Genomic DNA, 19,666 nt, shown 5'->3' with positions numbered 1-19,666 from the left:
GCATGATCGCGATCGCCAGGATTCTGGCCCGCCGGATATTCCTGCTCGTGCCGTTGATGCTGGGCATCGTGTTGTTCGTGTTCCTGGTGATGCGGTTCTCGGACATCGATCCGGCGGCGGCGTTCTTCCAGGGCACCAACCCGACGGAGCAGCAGCTGCACGACTTCCGTGCGGAGAACGGGCTGCTCGATCCGCTGCCCGTGCGGTACTTCGCCTTCGTGGGCGATCTGCTGCAGGGGGACATGGGGACGAGCGTGCTGACGAAGGCGCCGGTGCTCAAGACGGTGAGCACGGCGCTGCCGCTCACCATGCAGCTGACGTTCCTGGGGCTGAGCATCGCGGTGGTCATCGCCCTGGTGCTCGGCATCACGGCGGCGATCTACCGGGACCGGCTGCCGGACCAGCTGATCCGGGTGGTCTCGCTGACCGGTGTCGCGGCGCCGGGGTTCTGGCTGGCCCTGCTGATGATCCAGTATCTGGCCGTCAAGGCGGGCTGGTTCGAGACCGGCGGATACGTCAATCCGGCGGACTCCTTCACCGGGTGGCTGCAGTCGATGACCCTGCCGGCGCTCGCCCTGTCGCTGCCGGTGGCCGCGCAACTGACGCGGATCGTGCGGACCTCCGTGGTGGAGGAGCTGGACAAGGACTACGTACGCACGGCGATCGGCAGCGGGCTGCCGCCGGTCGTCGTGGTCGGCCGCAATGTGCTGCGGAACGCGCTGATCAATCCGCTGACCGTGCTCGGCCTCAGGGTCGGCTATCTGCTCGGCGGGGCCGTCGTCATCGAGACGATCTTCGCGCTGCCCGGCATGGGGAACGAGATGATCAACGCCGTGAAGAACGGCGACCCGGCGGTGGTGCAGGGCGTGGTCATCACCACCGCGGTCGGGTTCGTCGTGGTGAACCTGGTCATCGACATCCTGTATCTGCTGGTCAACCCCCGGCTGAGGAGCGCTGCCCGATGACCTCCCTGATGAAGCGGGGCGATCTCGCCGCACGGCTGTCGCGGCCCGGTGTCCGGCTGCGGGGCTTCGGCCGGCTGCCCGTGCTCTCGCGCATCTCCGTCGTCGTCCTCGCGGTCGTGGTCCTGGCCGCCGTGCTCGCGCCGCTGATCGCCCCGCACGACCCGCTCGACCAGGCCCCGCAGATCGACGGCACCGGGCACCCCTCCGGCGCGCACTGGCTCGGGCAGGACAGCCTGGGCCGGGACATCCTCAGCCGGCTGATGTACGGGGCCAGGCTCTCCCTGATGATCGGCGTGGGCGCGACGCTGCTCGGGCTCGTGGCGGGGGCCCTGCTCGGGGCCGTCGCGGCGACCTCGCGCAAGGCGGTCGACGAGACGGTCATGCGCTGCCTGGACGTGGTGATGGCCTTTCCCGGGATCGCGCTCGCGGCGGTCCTCGTCGCCGTGTTCGGGGGCGGCACGACCGTCCTGATCTGCGCGATCGCGTTCCTCTACACGCCGCCGATCGCGCGGGTCGTACGGGCCAATGTGATGGACCAGTACGGCGAGGACTACGTGACCGCCGAGCGCGTCATCGGGGCGCGCACGCCGCACATCGTCCTCAAGCACGTCGCCATCAACTGCGCCGCCCCGATCCTGGTGTTCTGCACCGTGCAGGTCGCGGAGGCCATCGTCTTCGAGGCGTCGCTGTCCTTCATCGGGGCGGGGGTGCGGCCGCCGGACCCGTCCTGGGGCAGCGTCATCGCGGACGGCAAGAACCTGGTGCTGATCGACGGCTGGTGGGCGACCGTCTTCCCCGGGCTGCTGATGCTGCTGACCGTGCTGTCCTTCAACGTCCTCTCCGAGGGCGTCTCCGATGCCTGGGCGGCGCCCGTCGCGCGGGACGTACCGGCCAAGAAGGCGCGTACGGAAGACAAGTTGGAGGCGGCCGAGCCCGGTACCGGCACCGTCCTCGAACTGCCCGGCCTCACCGAGGCCGCCGCCCGGCTGCGCGCACGCGCCCGGCCGCTGCCCGGCGGGCCACCGGTGCTCCAGGTCTCGGACCTGGCCATCGGGTTCGCGGACCGGCACGGGGGCACGGACATCGTGGACGGCATCAGCTTCGACGTACGGCCCGGTGAAGTCCTGGGCCTGGTCGGCGAGTCGGGCTGCGGGAAGTCGCTGACCGCGCTGACCGTGATGGGCCTGGAGCCGAAGGGGGCACGGATCCGGGGGCGGGTCACCTTCGCCGGGAAGGAGCTCATCGGCCTTCCGATGCGGGCCCGGCGGCGCCTCCTCGGGCACGACATGGCGATGATCTATCAGGACGCGCTGTCGTCGCTGAACCCGGCGATGACGGTGCGGGCCCAGCTCAAGCAGGTCGTCCGGCGGGGCGGGAAGCGCACGGCCGTCGAGCTGCTTGAACTGGTCGGGCTCGACCCGGACCGGACCCTGCGCAGCTATCCGCACGAGCTGTCCGGCGGTCAGCGCCAGCGCGTGCTGATCGCGATGGCGCTGTCCCGCAACCCGAAGCTGATCGTCGCCGACGAGCCGACCACCGCCCTGGACGTGACCGTGCAGGCGCAGGTGATCCAGCTGCTGCTGCGGCTGCGCGAGGAGTTGGGGTTCGCGCTCATCCTCGTCTCGCACGACCTGGCGCTCGTCGCGGACGTCACCGACCGGGTGGTGGTGATGTACGGCGGGCAGATCGTGGAGACGGGTGTCACCGCCGATCTGGTCGAGGCGCCCTCGCACCACTACACGCGGGGGCTGCTCGGGTCGGTGCTCTCGCTGGAGGCAGCGGCCGAACGGCTCACGCAGATCAAGGGAGTTGTGCCCTCCCCGGCGGACTTCCCGGCCGGGTGCCGGTTCGCGGACCGGTGTCCGATGGCGAGCGAGGTGTGCCGTACGAGGGCGCCCGAGCTGGTCGGGGGCGGGAGGGCGCATGCGGTGGCCTGCCACCATCCGGCGGTGGTCCTCGCCGTGCCCGGACCCCGTACGAGCGAGGGAAGCGAGGCCGTGAAATGAGCGCCGCCGAGGAGCCGTTGAGCGCGAAGGGCGGGACGTCGGGCGCGCCAGGTGAGTCGTTGAGCACGAAGGGCGGGTCATCGAGCGCGCAGGGCGGGTCATCGAGCGCGAAGGGCAGGCCGTCCAGCGCGCAGGGCGGGTCATCGAGCGCGAAGGGCAGGCCGTCCAGCGCGCCGGACGAGCCGTTGATCGCTCTGCGGGACGCCCACGTAGTCCACAAGGCCCGCTCCGGCGGCCTCCTCTCCCGCGACCGGGTGTACGCGCTCACCGGCGCCGACCTCACCATCGCGCCCGGCGAGACAGTGGGCGTCGTGGGCGAGTCCGGGTGCGGGAAGTCGACCCTCGCCAAGGTCCTGGTCGGCGTGCAGAAACCGACGCAGGGCACGGTGTCCTTCCGCGGCAAGGACCTGTGGACGATGAAGCCCGCCGAGCGCCGCCTGGCCATCGGCTCACACACCGCGATGATCTTCCAGGACCCGTCGACCGCCCTCAACCGAAGGCTCCCGGTCCGCCAGATCCTGCGCGACCCCCTCGACGTACACAGGAGAGGGACGGGCAAGCAACGGGACGAGCGGGTACGGGAGTTGATGTCCCTGGTCGGCCTACCCAAGGCCCTCGCCGACGGCCTGCCCGGCCAGCTCTCCGGCGGTCAGCGCCAGCGCGTCGCCATCGCCCGCGCGCTCGCCCTGGAGCCCGACCTGGTGATCGCCGACGAGCCGACCAGCGCGCTCGACGTGTCGGTCCGCGCCCAGATCCTGAACCTCCTGCTCGACCTGAAGGAACGCCTGGGCCTTGCCCTCGTCTTCGTCTCGCACGACATTCAGACCGTGCGGCGCATGAGCGACCGGGTCATCACCATGTACCTGGGCCGCATCGTCGAGGAGTCGCCGGCCGAGGAGGTACTCGACCGGTCCCGGCACCCGTACACGCGGGCGCTGTTCTCGGCGACGCCCGGGCTGCTCGACCCGATCGACCCGATCCCGCTGATCGGCCCCGTACCGTCCGCGACCCGGCCGCCCAGCGGCTGCCCGTTCCGCACCCGGTGCTGGAAGGCGGACGCACAGTGCGCCGAGACGATGCCGGACTTCGCGTCGAACGGGAGCGTCACGGACCACCGTTACCGCTGCCACCACCCCGTGGGCGACGGCCAGTCGACCCATGAACTCGTCACGCAGGCCGCCGCGACCGCCACGACCGACACCGCGACGAGCGCACACCAGGCCGCCGCCACGGCCCCAGAAACAGGCACGGAGACGGCCGCCGCCACGGCCGAAGAGGAGCGTTCATGACCCTTCCCACCCCGCTGACCGGTGTCGTCCCGCCCGTCTGCACGCCCCTGACACCGGACAGCGAGGTGGACGTCCCCTCCCTCACCAGACTGGTCGACCACCTCGTCGGCGCGGGAGTGGACGGCCTGTTCGTGCTCGGCTCAACCTCGGAGGTCGCGTACCTGCCGGACGGTCATCGTCGTACGGTGATGGAGACGGTCGTACGTCATGTGGCGGGCCAACTGCCCGTCCTCGCAGGCGCGATCGACATGACGACCCTGCGCGTCCTCGACCACGTGCGGGCGGCCGAGCGGGCGGGGGCGGACGCGGTGGTCGTCACCGCGCCCTACTACACGCGCACCCACCCCGCCGAGATCGCCCGGCACTTCCGCCTGGTCGCGGCCGCGTCCGGGGTGCCGGTGTTCGCGTACGACCAACCCGCGTCCGTCCCCCTGAAGCTGGGCGCGGACCTGGTGTTGGAGCTGGCCGCCGAGGGGGTCCTGGCCGGGCTGAAGGACTCCAGTGGGGACGAGGGTGGCTTCCGGCAGGTGCTGCTCGGCGCCCGGGCGCGTACCGACATCAGCGGCTTCGGCGTGCTCACCGGCTCGGAGCTGACCGTCGACTCTGCGCTCGCGATGGGCGCGGACGGGGTGGTGCCCGGCCTCGGCAATGTGGACCCGGAGGGCTACGTACGCCTGTACCGGTCCTGCCGCGCGGGCGACTGGGAGCGGGCCAGGGCCGAACAGGAGCGGCTGTGCGGCCTGTTCGGAATGGTCGAGGTCGGCGATCCGGCCCGGATGGGGCGCAGCTCGTCGGCGCTCGGCGCGTTCAAGGCGGCGCTGCACCTGCGCGGGGTGATCGCCTGCCCGGCGACCGCGGCTCCCCAGATCCCGCTGTCCTCGTCCGAGGTGGAGCGGGTGGGGAAGTACCTGGCGGCGGCCGGCCTTCTGTAGCGAGAGCTGCTAGGTGGGGGGAAACGGGCACTTTTCGGCCCTGTATGTCCGTTACGGCCGACCCTTTTCCCCCACGTAGCCTCACTCGCCCCCTCTTCGGGCGCGTACTGACCGGTATCGGGGAAAGTCAGCCACCGAGCCGCCGCAGCCGACGACGAAAGAGGCGGAGGCCACCCGCACCACCCACCCACACCAGCCACGCAATCCGCTTTGAGCAGTGATCGGTCACAGCGTCAGCCGGAGCCCGCCCCCGGAGCCACAAGCCCCGACTCATAGGCCACGATGACCAGTTGGGCTCTGTCCCGGGCGCCCAGCTTGCCCATGATGCGGCTGACGTGGGTCTTCGCGGTGAGCGGGCTCAGGCCCAGCGTCTCGGCGATCTCCGTGTTGTTGAGGCCCCGCGCGACCAGGGCGAGGACCTGCCGCTCGCGGCCCGAGAGGCCGTCGGGCCCGCCCGCGCCGACGTCCGGCGCGTCGGGGGTGCGCAGGACGCGGGCGATCAGGCGGGAGGTGGGGCCGGGCGACAGCAGGGACTCCCCCGCGGCCACCGTGCGGATGGCGTCGAGGAGTTCGGCCGGCTTGGTGTCCTTGACCAGGAACCCGGAAGCGCCCGCGCGCAGCGCCTCGACCACGTGCTCGTCGGTGTCGTACGTGGTCAGGATGAGGACCTTCACCCCGGCCAGGTCGTCGTCCTCGGCGATCAGCCGGGTCGCCTCGATGCCGTCGAGGTCGGGCATCCGGATGTCCATGACGACGAGGTCGGCCCGTGCGGAACGGGCCAGCTCGACGGCCTCGCGGCCGGTGCCGGCCTGGCCGACGACCTCCAGGTCGCGGGCCGATTCGACGAGCATGGCGAAGGAGGCACGGACCAGCGTCTGGTCGTCGGCGAGCAGGACGCGGATGGTCATCGGTCGGCCTCTTCTCGTACGTTGCCTTCTCTTGCGCCGCCGTTGCCTGCGCCTGCGGCGTCGTTGCCTGCTCGTGTGCCGCCGTCGCCTGCGCTTGCGCCGCCGTTCCCTGCGCTTGCGCCGCCGTTCCCTGCGCGTGCGCCGCCGTCACCTGCACCGCCGTCGCGTAGGCCTGCGCCGTCGTCGCCCAGGCCTGCGCCGTCGTCGTCCTCGCCCGCGCCGTGCAGCGGGAGTACGGCCGTGACCGCGAAGCCGCCCCCGTCGCGCGGCCCCGCCTGCAGGGTGCCGCCGACGCTGCGGACGCGCTCGCGCATCCCGACCAGACCGTACCCGGGGGTGCCCGCCGCCTTCGCGCCCGGCTCCCCGTCGTCCACCACCGTGACCCCGAGCGTCCCGGCCGCCCGCCGCACCGTCACCTGGACGCCGACCGCGGGACCCGCGTGCCGCACCGCATTGGTCAGCCCCTCCTGCACGATCCGGTACACGGCGGCGCCCACCGCGGGCGGCGCCCCCTCCGCGTCGACGTCCAACTCGACCCTGGCCCCCGCCGTACGCGCGGCCTCCGCGAGGTCGGCCAACCCGTCGAGCCCCGGCAGCGGGCCGCGCCCCGTCTCCTCCGTATCGGCCCGCAACACCTCCAGCGTGGCCCGCAGTTCACCCCTTGCCGTGCGGCACGTCTCGGAGATGCCGTCCAGGGCCTGGCTGATCGCGGCCCGGTCCAGGCGGTCCGGATCGACGGTCAGGACGTGCGAGGCCACCGAGGTCTGGACGCCGATGAGGGTGATGGAGTGGGCGAGCAGGTCGTGCAGATCGCGGGCGATGCGCAGCCGTTCCTCGGCGACGCGGCGGGCGGCCTCCTCCTCGCGGGTGCGTTCGGCGCGTTCGGCCCGGTCGACGATGGCGCCGATGTAGTTGCGGTGCACGCGGACCGCTTCACCCGTTATCGCGCACAGCAGGATCCAGCCGGAGATCCGCAGCAGCTCCACGCCTTGGTGCGGGTTGATCGAGAGGAGCATGATCACGCTCAGGCCGAGCAGCGTCGGCATCACGATCAGGGTCCGCCGCCGCGGTCCGGCCACCGCGAGCGAGTAGATGGCGACCATCGTCACCGGGATCAGCGCGGAGTGGGCGTTGTCCAGTCGGTGGTAAGTGCCCTCAAGGACGATGAGCGTCAGCAGCACACCCATCGGGAAGTGCCGCCGCCACGCGAGGGTCAGCGCCGAAAGCCCGTACAGCGTCCAGCCGAGCAGGTCCGGCGTCTGCGCGTTGTCGCCCTGCGCCACGAACGCCAGCGGCACCGACGCCAGGCCCATCGCCGCCGCGAACAGCCAGTCACGCCGCGTGGGCCGCTTGTCGCCGCGGCCGGGATGCACCCTGGTGGTCAACACGTCCTCCATCCTCGCCGATACGGCCGAAGGCCGGACCCCCGGGGCGAGAAAGCCCGGGGATCCGGCCGGCGGTCCCGCTTGCGGTTCAGTGCGCGCCGGCGGGCTGCTTGTCCGGCTCGGGCAACACCTCGTGCCCCGCGGCCGGTTCCTTGGACAGCGGTCCCGGCCACCACACCTTGCGGCCGAGCGCCACACTCGCGCTCGTCACCAGGTACGTACGCACCAGGAAGGTGTCGAGCAGTACGCCGATCGCGATGACGAAGCCCAGCTCGGCCAGCGCGACCATCGGCATGGACATCAACACCCCGAAGGTCGCGGCCAGTACGAGCCCGGCCGAGGCGATGACCCCGCCCGTCGTACGCAGCGAGGTGAGCGCCGCCGCCGAGGGGTCGGCGCCCGCCAGGGACTCCTCGCGCATGCGGTGCATCAGGAAGATGCCGTAGTCCACGCCGAGGGCCACCAGGAACACGAAGGACAGCAGCGGAAGTCCGGGATCCGTGCCCTCGAACCCGAGCAGCGAGTCGAAGACGAGCCCGCCGATGCCGACCGACGCGCCCCACACCGCGACCACGGCCCCGATCAGCATCAGCGGCGCGACGAGGCTGCGCAGCAGGGCGACGAGGATCACCAGGATGGCCAACAGGACCAGCGGCACAATGATCTTGGTGTCGCGTGCGCTGGTGGTCTCCAGGTCGAGCGCCTGGGCGCTGGGCCCGCCGACGTAGGAGTCCGGAAGCCGCTCGCGCAGGGCCTCGATGGTGGCGGTCTCGGCGGCGGACTGCGGGGCGCCCTTGGCGAGGACGGCGATCTCCGTCCAGCTGCCGGTGGAGCGGCCGCGTTCGGCCCCCACGACCCCTTCGGTCGTACGTGCCGTACCGAGCGCCTTCTTCGCCTCGCCGGTCGGCGCGATCACCACGATCGGCTGGCTGGACTTCTCGGGGTAGGCCTCGGCGAGGGTCGCCATGGCCGTGACCGACTCGGGCTTGGAGGTGAAGGTGTCCTCTTGCTTGAGGTCCCCCGGCAGGCTGAACGAGCCGAGCGCGAGGGCACCGAGCACCGCGGCACCGGTGACGAGCACCGCGATCGGCCGGCGCCCGGCGGAGCTGCCCATCGCCGCGAACAGGGACTTGCGCTGCTTGGGCGCACTGCCGAACGCGGGGATCAGCGGCCAGAACACGCGACGCCCGAACAGGACGAGCAGAGCGGGCAGCAGCGTCATCATGGCGACGAGCGCGCACAGCACACCCACTGCCGCCATCGGACCCATCGACCGGCTGGAGTTGAGGTCGGCGGCGAGCAGGCAGAGCATGCCGGCGGCGACCGTCCCGGAGGAGGCGAGGACGGCGGGGCCGCAGCCGCGCAGTGCGCTCGCCATGGCGTCGTACGGCCGTTCCTTGCGCCGCAGTTCCTCCCGGTACCGGGAGATGATCAACAGCGCGTAGTCCGTCCCCGCGCCGAAGACGAGGATCGTCATGACGCCCTGGCTCTGTCCGCTGACGGTGATGTCGAAGCCCTGATGCAGGCCGTACGTCACCGCCATCGACAGGGCGTCCGCGACGCCGGCGACGACGAGCGGGACCAGCCAGAGAAGCGGGCTGCGGTAGATGATGATCAGCAGGATCGCGACGACGGCGACGGTCGTGTAGAGCAGCGGCCCGTCGAGGGACTTGAAGACCTCCTTCGCATCGGCGGTGAGCCCGCCCTGCCCGCCGACCTCGGCGGTCAACCCGTCGCCCCCCTGGACGACTTGCCGCACCTCGTCGACGAAGGCGGCCAGGGCCTCGTCGTCCTGGCCGGGCTCGGTGCTCGACACCGGGTACATCAGGGTGCTGCCGTCCTCGGACGGGATGCCCTTGGGCTCGTTGGCGAGCTTGTGGTCCGCCGCGACCTTGTCGACCTGCCGTGCCGCCTCGGCCTTGTCCTTGGCCGTCAGCCCGCCGTCGCGCTGGTACACGAGCACCAGCTCGGTGGCCTCGCCGCCCGGCATCTGGTCCTGGATCTTGGCGACTTGGGTGGAGTCGGCGTTCCCCGGGAGGTAGTCGACCTGGCGGTTCTGCTGTACGTCGGCGAGTTTGCCGGCGAGTGGCCCGGCGAGGGCGAGCACGCCGATCCACAGCGCAAGCGCGATCCACGGCAGGGTGCGCCTTTTCTTGGCCGCCATGAGGTGGCCCCCCTTCTGAGACTGTGATCTCAGACTCCCGTCCGGGGAGGGCGACTTCGTCGGGCTCAAGGGCGAGGTGGGGGGTACTCCCGCGGGTGCGGTGGGGGACCTGTTACTCCCGGGGGAGTAATTTCCCCCGCCAAATCAGCCCGTCCGGCGTTTGAGGACAGTCTTTGACGCCGACGGCAGTCTTACGGGAAGGGGCGGGGTGGGGGAAAGGTCCCTACGACGGCGTACGCGCAGCCGCCAGCAGACGGGCGACGTCATCCGCGCAGATCATCAACGCCCCACCGACCGTGGTCAAAACCTCCCGCTCAGCCGGCGAATACGGCCCATCGGCCAAAGCGATCCGCGCCCCCTGCAACAGCAGCGACTCCCGCCCCACCGGGGCAAGATGAGCCACCAACGGGTCCAGGGCCTCATGGAGCTCGATGGCCAGCGTGGCCCCGGCCCCGTCGTCGACCCCCGCCAACCGCCCCGTATCCGCGGCCAGCGCATCGACCAGCGTCGCCAGCTGATCCTCCGTGCACTCCTCGAACCCCGCGGAGCGCACCGCCCCCACGGCCACCCCGAGCACGGCCTGCGACGACGCACCCCCGGCCGCGAGCACGGCCAGTGCCACCGTGTGCACCGCGTCCCGCAGCATCGCGGAGAACCGCACCGTCGTGGGGTGGTCGAGGACGTCGAGCCCGAAGTGCCCCTGGCACGCGGCGCATTCGACGACCGGGCCGGCCTGGCCGCGCGGCAGCAGCGGGACGCCGAGCAGGACGAGGCGCCGACGCCCGGTCCGGCGGCGGTAGTTGCGGTCGCCACCGCATCCGGGGCAGAAGAACTCACCGTCGCCGACGGTGGTCCAAGCGGTGCTGATGCCGCAGATACGTGGTTTCCGGCCAAACCGCCCTCGCGGTCCCCGAGCTGGCAGCACGTCGCACCTCCGTAACGCTTCGGCAACATTGCCGCATTGGCGTGATGTTAGCCACATCAGTGATACGACGTCAGCACCTTGGACCGCAGATGGCCAAGACCTGACGTACACGATGCCCCGTACAAGCGCAGGGCCCCGCCCACCACATGGGTGGACAGGGCCCTTAAGCCGCAAAAGGGGTGATCAGCGAGCGGCGCGGTTGACTGCCGAGATGACCGCCTTCAGGGAGGCGCGCGTGGTGTTGGCGTCGATGCCGATGCCCCACAGCACCTTCTCGCCGATGGCGCACTCGATGTACGAGGCGGCCTGCGCGGAGGCGCCCTCGCTCATCGTGTGCTCCTGGTAGTCCAGCAGGCGTACGTCGATGCCGATGGCCTGCAGCGCGTCGAAGAACGCCGAGATCGGGCCGTTCCCGGACCCGGTCAGCACCGTGTCCGCGCCGTCCACGACCGCCTCGACGGTGAGGGTGTCCACGCCGTCCTTGTCGGTGGTGGTCTGGCCGGAGCGCAGCTGGATGCGCCCCCATTGAGCCGCAGCGTTGCCCTCGACGGGCAGGTACTCGTCCTGGAAGACCGACCAGATCGCGGCCGGCGTGACCTCGCCGCCCTCGGCGTCGGTCTTGGCCTGAATCAGCTTGGAGAACTCGATCTGCATGCGGCGCGGCAGGTCCAGCTTGTGTTCGTTCTGCAGGACGTACGCGATACCGCCCTTGCCGGACTGCGAGTTGACCCGGATCACGGCCTCGTAGGAGCGGCCGACGTCCTTGGGGTCGATGGGCAGGTACGGGACCGCCCACTCGATGTCGTCGACGGTCTTGCCCGCGGTCTCGGCGCGGACCTCCATCGCCTCGAAGCCCTTCTTGATGGCGTCCTGGTGGGAGCCGGAGAAGGCGGTGTAGACCAGGTCACCTGCGTACGGGTGGCGCGGGTGGACCTCCATCTGGGTGCAGTACTCGGCGGTGCGACGGATCTCGTCGATGTCCGAGAAGTCGATCTCCGGGTCGACGCCCTGGGAGAAGAGGTTCATGCCCAGCGTCACCAGGTCGACGTTGCCGGTGCGCTCGCCCTGGCCGAACAGGCAGCCCTCGATGCGGTCGGCGCCGGCCATGATGGCCAGCTCGGCGGCCGCGACGGCCGTACCGCGGTCGTTGTGCGGGTGCACGGACAGGCATACGTACTCGCGACGGGACAGGTTGCGCGACATCCACTCGAAGCGGTCCGCGTGCGTGGAGGGCGTCGAACGCTCCACCGTGGCGGGCAGGTTGAGGATGATCTCGCGGTCCGGGCCGGGCTGCCACTCGTCGCAGACGGCCTCGCAGACCTCCAGGGCGAAGTCCAGCTCGGTGTCCGTGAAGATTTCGGGGCTGTACTGGTAGCCGAAGACCGTCTCGGGGCCGATCAGCTTCTCCGCGTACTCCATCACCAGGCGCGTACCGTCCACGGCGATCTGCTTCACCGCGTCGCGCGAGCCGCGGAAGACGACTTCACGCCAGACGGGAGCCGTCGCGTTGTACAGGTGCACGGTGGCGCGCTTGGCGCCGACCAGGGACTCCACGGTGCGGGCGATCAGCTCTTCGCGGGCCTGGGTCAGGACGGAGATGGTGACGTCGTCCGGGATCGCGTCCGGGTCCTCGATGATCGAGCGGACGAAATCGAAGTCCGTCTGCCCGGAGGACGGGAAGCCGACCTCGATCTCCTTGTAGCCCATGCGCACCAGCAGGTCGAACATCTCGCGCTTGCGGGCCGGTGACATCGGGTCGATCAGCGCCTGATTGCCGTCGCGCAGGTCCGTGGAGAGCCAGCGGGGGGCCTTGGTGATGCGCTTTTCCGGCCACGTGCGATCCGCGATGTCCACCGCGTCGTATCCGCGGTACTTGTGGATCGGCATGCTGGAGGGCTGCTGGAAGTTCGGCATTTTGCGTAGGGCTCCTCGGTTATCCGCTGGGGGCGACCGACCGTCGTACTGGCAACGCCGAACTCCGCGGGGAGGGGGTCGGCCTACGACTTACAGACCCTCGCCGCGGCAGCTAAGGAGAAGCAGCCCGAAACGCATGATGGCGGTGAGACTAGCGGAGCCGGCACGTCGTGTGCCGACCCGTATCAGTATGCGGGACCACTGCCAGGTACCGGGAGGTAACGGTCATGGCGTGATCAATACCTCTTCGATCCCTCTATTTCATCAATCACGGTTGCAAGTAGTGACAGAGGCATGACCCAGTGCCACATTGCTCGCCATGACCGCCAACCAAACAGGCTTCGAGCCTGTCTTCTGCACCATCGTGCCGCCGCACCTTCTCGACAAGCTCGCCCAGGCCGAGAACCCCGCGATCGCCGAACCGGCGCGCAAGACCCTGATCCAGGACGCGTCACTGCGTACCGACCGCCGTCTGACCACCGTGCTCGGCGCCGCCGCCGTCGCCCCGCCCAAGGGTGCCGCGGCCGAGACCGTCCACCGGACGATCTACGACTGCCAGCACAAGACGAGGCTGCCGGGAAAGAAGGTCCGCGGCGAGGGCGACAAGCCCGGTAAGGACGCGACCGTCAACCGAGCGTACGCGGGCCTCGGGGCCACCTTCGACCTGTATCTGAAGGCCTTCAAGCGGAACTCGATCGACGGTCAAGGACTGCCGCTGATCGCCAGCGTGCACTTCGACGAGAACTACGGGAACGCCTTCTGGAACGGCCGTCAGATGGTGTTCGGCGACGGTGACAACGAGATCTTCCTCGACTTCACCATCCCCGTGGACGTCATCGGCCACGAACTCGCCCACGGCGTCACGCAGTACACCGCGAACTTCACGTACTTCGGCCAGCCGGGCGCCCTGAACGAGTCGATGTCGGACGTCTTCGGCTCCATGGTCAAGCAGCACGCCCTCGGCCAGACCTCCGAGCAGGCCGACTGGCTGATCGGTGCGGGCCTGCTGCACGAGAACGTGCAGGGTGTGGCGCTGCGCTCGATGAAGGAACCCGGCACCGCGTACGACGACGACGTGCTCGGCAAGGACCCGCAGCCCGCGACGATGGACGACTACGTCTACACCGGACGGGACAACGGCGGGGTGCACATCAACTCCGGCATCCCCAACCACGCCTTCTTCCTGCTCGCCACGCACCTCGGCGGCAGCGCCTGGGAGCGGGCCGGCCAGATCTGGTACGACACCCTGATCAAGGGCGACCTGAAGGTCGACACCAACTTCGAGACCTTCGCCAAGGCCACCGTGGCCGCCGCGCAGCAGCGCTACGGCGACGGCGAGGAGTACCAGGGTGTCCTCAAGGCCTGGTCCCAGGTCGGAGTGGCCACCAGCTGACCCGGGGGTCCGTCCGCCGGACGGGCCGACCGCCCGATCCGGTTCGCCCGATCCGGTCTACCGCCGGGGCCGTTCCCGTACTAGACAGGGACCCATGCGTATTCAGGTAAGGCGCACGGGAGGCTTCGCCGGAATCGACCGCCATGCCGAGGTGGACACCTCGGGGCGGGCCGATGCACAGGAGTGGCATGCCCTGGCCGAGCAGGCAGTGGCCGCGGGCCGGGGCACGCCACCGATAGGGGTTCCGGACGGGTTCAGCTACCAGATCACCATCGACGGGCGGACGGCGTACTGCTCCGACCCGAGGCTCACGGACGAACAGCGCAAGTTGATCTCGCGGGTCCTCAAGGAAGGTGCCTAGCCCACCCGTTGACACCCGTACTCGTGGTTACCATGATCACGAGCATGGCCCCGACCCGCGCACCCCTGCCCCGCTTCCCCCACGACTTCCTGTGGGGCGTGTCCACGTCCGCCCACCAGATCGAGGGCGCCGCGGGCGAGCGGGGTCCTTCCGTGTGGGACGCCTTCAGCGCGGTGCCGGGGCAGGTCAAGGACGGTTCGACCGCGACCGTCGCCTGCGACCACTTCCACCGCTACCGCGAGGACGTCGCGCTCCTCGCCGACCTGGGGGTGGGTGCGTACCGCTTCTCCGTCTCCTGGCCGCGGGTGCATCCGCACGGCGACGACCGGGTGAGCGCCGAGGGGCTCGGCTTCTACGACCGGCTCGTGGACGAGCTGTGCGCCGCGGGCATACGTCCCCTGCCGACGCTCTTCCACTGGGACACGCCCCTCGCGGTCGAGGAGCGCGGCGGCTGGCTGAACCGCGACACGGCCGCTCGCTTCGCCGAGTACGCGGCCGTGGTCGCGGACCGCATCGGCGACCGGGTCGAGCGGTGGATCACCCTCAACGAGCCTGCGGAACACACCCTGTTGGGGTACGCCATCGGGGAGCACGCCCCCGGCAAGGAGCTGCTCTTCGACGCGCTCCCGGTGGCCCACCACCAGCTCCTCGCGCACGGGCTCGCCGTGCAGGCCCTGCGGGCGGCGGGCGCGCGCAGCATCGGGGTGGCCAACTCGCACGGGCCGACCTGGGCCGCCTCGGACGCCCCCGAGGACACGGCCGCCGCCGACTTCTACGACGTACTCCTGAACCGGCTCTTCTCCGATCCGCTGCTCCTCGGCCGCTACCCGGACCCCATCGGTGAGCTGATGCCGTCACCGTCCCTCGACGCGGACCTGAAGACGATCTCCGAACCGCTCGACTGGTACGGCGTGAACTACTACCAGCCGACCAAGGTGGGCGCGCCCGGCCTGGAGCCCACCGACTTCAACGGGGTGACCATACCGCCCCAAATGCCCTTCGCACCAAGGGACATCGAGGGCTACCCGGTGACCGACTTCGGCTGGCCGGTGGTTCCCGAGGCCCTCACCGAACTCCTCCTCGCCTTCCGTGACCGCTACGGCGACCGGCTGCCCCCGATCATGATCACCGAGAACGGCTGCTCGTACGAGGGCCTCGACGACCAGGACCGGATCGCGTACCTCGACTCCCATCTGCGGGCGCTGCACCGGGCGATGGCGGCGGGGGTCGACGTACGCGGCTATTTCGTGTGGTCGCTGCTCGACAACTTCGAGTGGGCGGAGGGGTATTCGCAGCGGTTCGGTCTGGTGCACGTGGACTACGAGACGCTGGAGCGGACTCCGAAGGCGTCGTACGCGTGGCTGCGGGATGCCTTGCGGGGGCAGCGGGGCTGAGCCTCGCAGGGCCCCTCAGGACCCCTCAGGGCCTCCGGGGCTTACAGCGCGCCGGCGTCCCGTGCCGTCCACACCGACGGGTACACCGGACGGAAGCCCAGTTCGCGGCGGATGCGGTCGGTGGAGGTGCAGGCGAACCAGGGGTCGTCGTCCACCCGGTCGTACAACTCCCCTGGAATCTCACGGCCGTTGAGCTGGTACAGCTCCACCGCGGTGATCGGGGCGTCGTCCGCGATGTTGTAGATGCGGCCGTCCGCGCCGGGTGCGTACAGCAGGCGCAGCAGGGCCTGGGAGACATCCGCGTGGTGCACCATCTGCAGGCGCTGGGCCGCCGCCCACTGGCCGGCCCACATCAGGGACTGCGCCAGGTGCGGGTCGCCCTCGCCGTACACGAAGGAGAGGCGGCCGATCCGGACGTCCAGGCCCTCGGCCGCGTGCAGGGCGAGCAGGCCGCGCTCCGCCTCGGCCTTCGCCCGGGGGTACGCGCCCCACATGGCCCCGCCCGGAATCGTCTCGTCGTCCTCCGTGAGCATGCGGCCGCGGCCCTTGCCGTACACCAGGCCCGTGCTGACCTGGACGAACCGGCGGGCCCCCGAGGCGACGGCCGCCCGGCCGAGTTCGAGGGCCGCGTCGCGGTTCACCGCCCAGGCCTCCTCGTCGGGCACGCCGCGGAACGACGCCGCGATGTTGACCACCGCGTCCACGCCGGTCAGCGCCTTGCCGAGGGTTTCGGCGTCCCGCAGATCACCGGCCGCCACCTGGGCGCCGAGCGCCGCGAACGGCTCGCCCTTGGCCTCGTCGCGCACCAGGACCCGCACCTCGTCGCCGGGTGCGCGCTGCTGCAGCAGCCTGGGCACGAAGCGGCTTCCGACGGCTCCGGTCGCGCCTGTCACCAAAGTCAGCATGAGCTGTTCTCCTCAGTCGGTCGGGTGACTCCCTTGCGTGCCTCAAGAGTTGAGGAGGGCGCGGGCCGGCGGGAGAGACCTCTTGATCAGGGGACTGCCGGTCCCTGGATACGCCGCCGGGTCCGGGCCAAGCTGGGGGGTGTGAACCGAACCGAACTCGCCGACTTCCTGCGCCGCAGCCGGGGCCGCCTCGACCCTGCCGATGTCGGGCTGCCGCCCGGGGCGCGGCGCCGCACGCCCGGGCTGCGGCGCGAGGAGGTGGCGCAGCTGGCCGGGATGTCCGTGGACTACTACGCCCGCCTGGAGCAGCGGCGCGGGCCGCGCCCGTCCCGGCAGATGCTGACGGCGCTGGCCCGCGCGCTGCGCCTGACCGACGACGAGAGCGCCCATCTCTTCCATCTGGCGGGCGAGGAACCACCTCGCGGCGGGGCCTCATCTCCCCACGTGCGCCCGGGACTTCTGCTGATCCTGGACCGGCTGCACGACTCGCCCGCGCAGGTCGTCAGCGATGTCGGCGAGGTGCTTGCCCAGAACCGGATGGCGGTGGCGCTGGCCGGCGACACCATGTCCCGGCCGCCGGCCGAACGCAACCTGATGCGGCGCTACTTCACCGAACCGGACTGCCGCGCCCTGTTCCCGCCCGAGGACCACGCCGACCACGCCCGCTCCCACGTGGCCAACCTCCGCGCGGTCACCGCGGCCCGGCCCGACGATCCGGTACCGGCCGCCCTGGTGGCCGAACTGCGCGCCACGAGCGCCGAGTTCAGGGAACTCTGGGAGGCCCACGAGGTCGCCCTGCGCCGCTCCTGTACCAAGCGCTTCGTGCATCCGCTGGTGGGACTGCTCGAGCTGGACTGCGAGGTATTGCTCAGCGCGGGCCACGACCAGATGCTGATCGTGTACACGGCGCGGCCGGGTTCGGAGGCGTACGAGCGACTGGAGCTGCTGCGGGTGGTGGGCCTGCAGGACCTGACGCCGACCCCGTAGCGGCAGCGGTGGCCCGGGCGGTCAGAACCCGAGCCGAACACCCGGCCCGCGCAGCCCCCGCTCAGAACCCGAGCCGAACACCCGACCCACGCAGCCCGCCCTCAGAACCCCAGCTTCCGCAGCTGCTTCGGGTCGCGCTGCCAGTCCTTGGCGACCTTGACGTGCAGGTCGAGGAAGACCGGCGTACCCAGCAGTGCCTCGATCTGCTTGCGGGACTTGGTGCCGACGTCCTTCAGGCGCTTGCCCTTCGGGCCGATGATGATGCCCTTCTGGCTGGAGCGCTCGATGTAGACGAAGGCGTGGATGTCGAGCAGCGGCTTGTCCGCCGGGCGGTCCTCGCGCGGGATCATCTCCTCGACGACGACCGCGATGGAGTGCGGCAGCTCGTCCCGTACGCCCTCGAGCGCGGCCTCGCGGATCAGCTCGGCGACCATGACCTGCTCGGGCTCGTCGGTGAGGTCGCCCTCCGGGTAGAGCGGCGGGCTCTCCGGCAGGAGCGGGACGATCAGGTCGGCGACCAGGTCGACCTGGGTGTTGCCGACCGCCGAGACCGGGATGATCTCCGCCCACTCGAAGCCGAGCTCCGTGGCGAGCTGGTCGAGGGCGATGAGCTGCTCGGCGAGGGTCTTCGAGTCGACCAGGTCCGTCTTGGTGACGAGAGCGATCTTGGGGGTCTTCTTGATCCCCGCGAGCTCCTTGGCGATGAACTTGTCACCGGGGCCCAGCTTCTCGTTCGCGGGCACACAGAACCCGATCACGTCGACCTCGGCCCACGTCGTGCGCACGACGTCGTTCAGGCGCTGGCCGAGCAGCGTGCGCGGCTTGTGCAGGCCGGGGGTGTCCACCAGGATCAGCTGCGCGTCCGGGCGGTGCACGATGCCGCGCACCGTGTGCCGGGTGGTCTGCGGGCGGTTCGAGGTGATGGCGACCTTCGTCCCGACGAGGGCGTTGGTGAGGGTCGACTTGCCGGCGTTGGGTCGGCCGACGAAGCAGGCGAAGCCCGCGCGGTGAGTCGGTTGGGTCGGGGAAGGAGCGCTCATGGCGCCCATTCTCCCCGATCCGCCGTTCGCCGCTGACCGCGCGTCCCCCGTACCGTGACCATGTGATTGAAATGCGGCAATTGACCATCTTTAGGACGGTGGCCCGTACGGGCTCCTTCTCCGCGGCCGCCCGCCAGCTGGGCTACACCCAGCCGGCCATCAGCCAGCAGATCAAGGCCATCGAGCGGGCCCTGGGAACCCCGCTGATCGTCCGCTCGGGCCGCCAGATGCAGCTCACCGAGGCCGGCGAGTCCCTGTGCCGGCATGCCGCGACCATCCTCGGCGCCATGAACACCGCCGAGGCGGAGATCAAGGCCATCGCCGGGCTGCGGGCAGGGCGGGTGCGGGTCGCCGCGTTTCCCAGCGCCTGCTCCGCGCTGGTCCCCAAGGCCATCTCGCTGGCCCGGCGCGCCCACCCCGACCTACGGGTCACCCTCGTCGAGGCGGAGCCGCCGGAGGCCGTGGGGCTGCTGCGCGGCGGCGACTGCGAGGTGGCCCTGGTCTTCGACTATCCGGCGGTCAAGGACGCGGCCACCGGCCGCTCCGGCGACAGCAAGGCCGCCGATCTCGCCGAGCTCAGCGCCCACCCCCTGTTCACGGAGCGGATGCGGGTCCTGCTCCCGCCCGGCCACCGCCTGTCCGGCACCGCCCGCACCGAGCCGCTGCACCTGACCGAGCTGGCCAAGGAGAGCTGGATCGCGGGCTGCCCGCAGTGCCGGGGCCATCTGGTGGACGCCTGCCAGGAGGCCGGGTTCCACCCGGACATCGACTACGCCACGGACGACCACCCGGCCGTCGCGGGCCTGGTCGCCGAGGGCCTGGGCATCGCCCTGGTGCCGCAGCTCGCCCTGCTCGGCGGGCTGCCGCCCGGGGTGCGCGCCCTGGAGGTGGCACCGGCCCAGGAGCGGCGCGTGCTCGCGGTGACGCTGCCGGACCTGGACGCGGTGCCCGCGGTGGCGGCGATGATCCAGCAATTCGGGCTCGCGGTGTCGATGACGGAGCTGGCCGCGGCCCAAAGGGGCCCTTTGGCCACCTCCAAGAATTCCGCATGAAAAGGACTTAGGTCGGTTACCGAGGTCCATTAGGAGAATTTGCAGC

General features: G+C 70.7%; 16 protein-coding genes. 9 read left to right on the top strand and 7 right to left on the bottom strand.

Annotation, left to right across the window (positions count from 1 at the left end; translation table 11 throughout):
* The first annotated feature begins 2 nt into the window (after window positions 1–2).
* Genes OG430_RS32110 through OG430_RS32095 form a run of 4 tightly spaced genes read left to right on the top strand, consistent with a single transcriptional unit; the run spans window position 3 to window position 5,192 of the window.
* Window positions 3–965 carry an ABC transporter permease gene (locus OG430_RS32110; RefSeq protein ID WP_327356129.1) on the top strand — a complete coding sequence of 321 codons (963 nt, stop codon included), beginning with the start codon at window positions 3–5 and terminating at the stop codon, window positions 963–965.
* Window positions 962–2,971: a dipeptide/oligopeptide/nickel ABC transporter permease/ATP-binding protein gene (locus OG430_RS32105; protein ID WP_327356128.1), complete on the top strand. Its 2,010-nt coding sequence runs from the start codon at window positions 962–964 to the stop codon at window positions 2,969–2,971. Before OG430_RS32110 ends, OG430_RS32105 begins: the two co-directional genes overlap by 4 nt.
* Window positions 2,968–4,260, top strand: a complete 1,293-nt coding sequence (locus tag OG430_RS32100) for an oligopeptide/dipeptide ABC transporter ATP-binding protein (protein ID WP_442816594.1) — start codon at window positions 2,968–2,970, stop codon at window positions 4,258–4,260. The genes OG430_RS32105 and OG430_RS32100 overlap by 4 nt, the downstream gene beginning before the upstream one ends.
* Entirely contained in the window at window positions 4,257–5,192 is a 936-nt protein-coding gene (locus OG430_RS32095) for a dihydrodipicolinate synthase family protein (protein ID WP_327356127.1), read from the top strand. Before OG430_RS32100 ends, OG430_RS32095 begins: the two co-directional genes overlap by 4 nt.
* Before the next feature lie 233 nt (window positions 5,193–5,425).
* Here the strand turns inward: OG430_RS32095 and OG430_RS32090 are convergent, their stop codons facing one another.
* From OG430_RS32090 to leuA, 5 genes are all read right to left on the bottom strand, one after another.
* Window positions 5,426–6,100, bottom strand: a complete 675-nt coding sequence (locus tag OG430_RS32090; RefSeq protein WP_327356126.1) for a response regulator transcription factor — start codon at window positions 6,098–6,100, stop codon at window positions 5,426–5,428.
* Window positions 6,097–7,497, bottom strand: a complete 1,401-nt coding sequence (locus OG430_RS32085) for a sensor histidine kinase (RefSeq protein ID WP_442816593.1) — start codon at window positions 7,495–7,497, stop codon at window positions 6,097–6,099. Before OG430_RS32085 ends, OG430_RS32090 begins: the two co-directional genes overlap by 4 nt.
* Window positions 7,498–7,573: 76 nt before the next feature.
* On the bottom strand, window positions 7,574–9,649 hold the full coding sequence (locus tag OG430_RS32080; RefSeq protein WP_327356124.1) for an MMPL family transporter: 2,076 nt from the start codon (window positions 9,647–9,649) through the stop codon (window positions 7,574–7,576).
* A gap of 223 nt (window positions 9,650–9,872) precedes the next feature.
* Window positions 9,873–10,574 carry a tellurite resistance TerB family protein gene (locus tag OG430_RS32075; RefSeq protein ID WP_327356123.1) on the bottom strand — a complete coding sequence of 234 codons (702 nt, stop codon included), beginning with the start codon at window positions 10,572–10,574 and terminating at the stop codon, window positions 9,873–9,875.
* A gap of 183 nt (window positions 10,575–10,757) precedes the next feature.
* Window positions 10,758–12,488 carry a 2-isopropylmalate synthase gene (gene leuA, locus OG430_RS32070; protein WP_327356122.1) on the bottom strand — a complete coding sequence of 577 codons (1,731 nt, stop codon included), beginning with the start codon at window positions 12,486–12,488 and terminating at the stop codon, window positions 10,758–10,760.
* Window positions 12,489–12,807: 319 nt separating this feature from the next.
* Between leuA and OG430_RS32065 the strand changes: the two genes are divergently transcribed.
* The 3 genes from OG430_RS32065 to OG430_RS32055 all read left to right on the top strand — a co-directional run bounded on the left by OG430_RS32065 (window position 12,808) and on the right by OG430_RS32055 (window position 15,636).
* On the top strand, window positions 12,808–13,881 hold the full coding sequence (locus OG430_RS32065; protein ID WP_327356121.1) for a M4 family metallopeptidase: 1,074 nt from the start codon (window positions 12,808–12,810) through the stop codon (window positions 13,879–13,881).
* Window positions 13,882–13,975: 94 nt separating this feature from the next.
* On the top strand, window positions 13,976–14,242 hold the full coding sequence (locus OG430_RS32060) for a protealysin inhibitor emfourin (protein ID WP_327356120.1): 267 nt from the start codon (window positions 13,976–13,978) through the stop codon (window positions 14,240–14,242).
* Window positions 14,243–14,274: 32 nt separating this feature from the next.
* On the top strand, window positions 14,275–15,636 hold the full coding sequence (locus tag OG430_RS32055; RefSeq protein WP_327356119.1) for a GH1 family beta-glucosidase: 1,362 nt from the start codon (window positions 14,275–14,277) through the stop codon (window positions 15,634–15,636).
* A gap of 41 nt (window positions 15,637–15,677) precedes the next feature.
* Here OG430_RS32055 and OG430_RS32050 read toward each other — a convergent pair whose 3' ends face one another.
* The gene (locus OG430_RS32050; RefSeq protein ID WP_327356118.1) at window positions 15,678–16,541 is read right to left on the bottom strand and encodes an NAD-dependent epimerase/dehydratase family protein; all 864 of its coding nucleotides are present in this window, start codon (window positions 16,539–16,541) and stop codon (window positions 15,678–15,680) included.
* A 141-nt stretch (window positions 16,542–16,682) separates the two neighbouring features.
* On the opposite strand from OG430_RS32050, the gene OG430_RS32045 reads away from it, so the two are divergent.
* Window positions 16,683–17,528 (top strand): helix-turn-helix transcriptional regulator, encoded by an 846-nt coding sequence (locus OG430_RS32045; protein ID WP_327356117.1) that lies wholly within the window; start codon window positions 16,683–16,685, stop codon window positions 17,526–17,528.
* 101 nt (window positions 17,529–17,629) lie between these two features.
* Here OG430_RS32045 and era read toward each other — a convergent pair whose 3' ends face one another.
* Window positions 17,630–18,577, bottom strand: a complete 948-nt coding sequence (gene era, locus OG430_RS32040; protein ID WP_442816592.1) for a GTPase Era — start codon at window positions 18,575–18,577, stop codon at window positions 17,630–17,632.
* A gap of 53 nt (window positions 18,578–18,630) precedes the next feature.
* Between era and OG430_RS32035 the strand changes: the two genes are divergently transcribed.
* Window positions 18,631–19,620 carry a LysR family transcriptional regulator gene (locus OG430_RS32035; protein WP_327356115.1) on the top strand — a complete coding sequence of 330 codons (990 nt, stop codon included), beginning with the start codon at window positions 18,631–18,633 and terminating at the stop codon, window positions 19,618–19,620.
* Window positions 19,621–19,666 lie beyond the last annotated feature (46 nt).

It is taken from the genome of Streptomyces sp. NBC_01304 (assembly GCF_035975855.1).
Lineage (GTDB): Bacteria > Actinomycetota > Actinomycetes > Streptomycetales > Streptomycetaceae > Streptomyces.
Note: the sequence above shows the minus strand (reverse complement) of the source record. Positions and strands in the feature narration are given on the sequence as shown.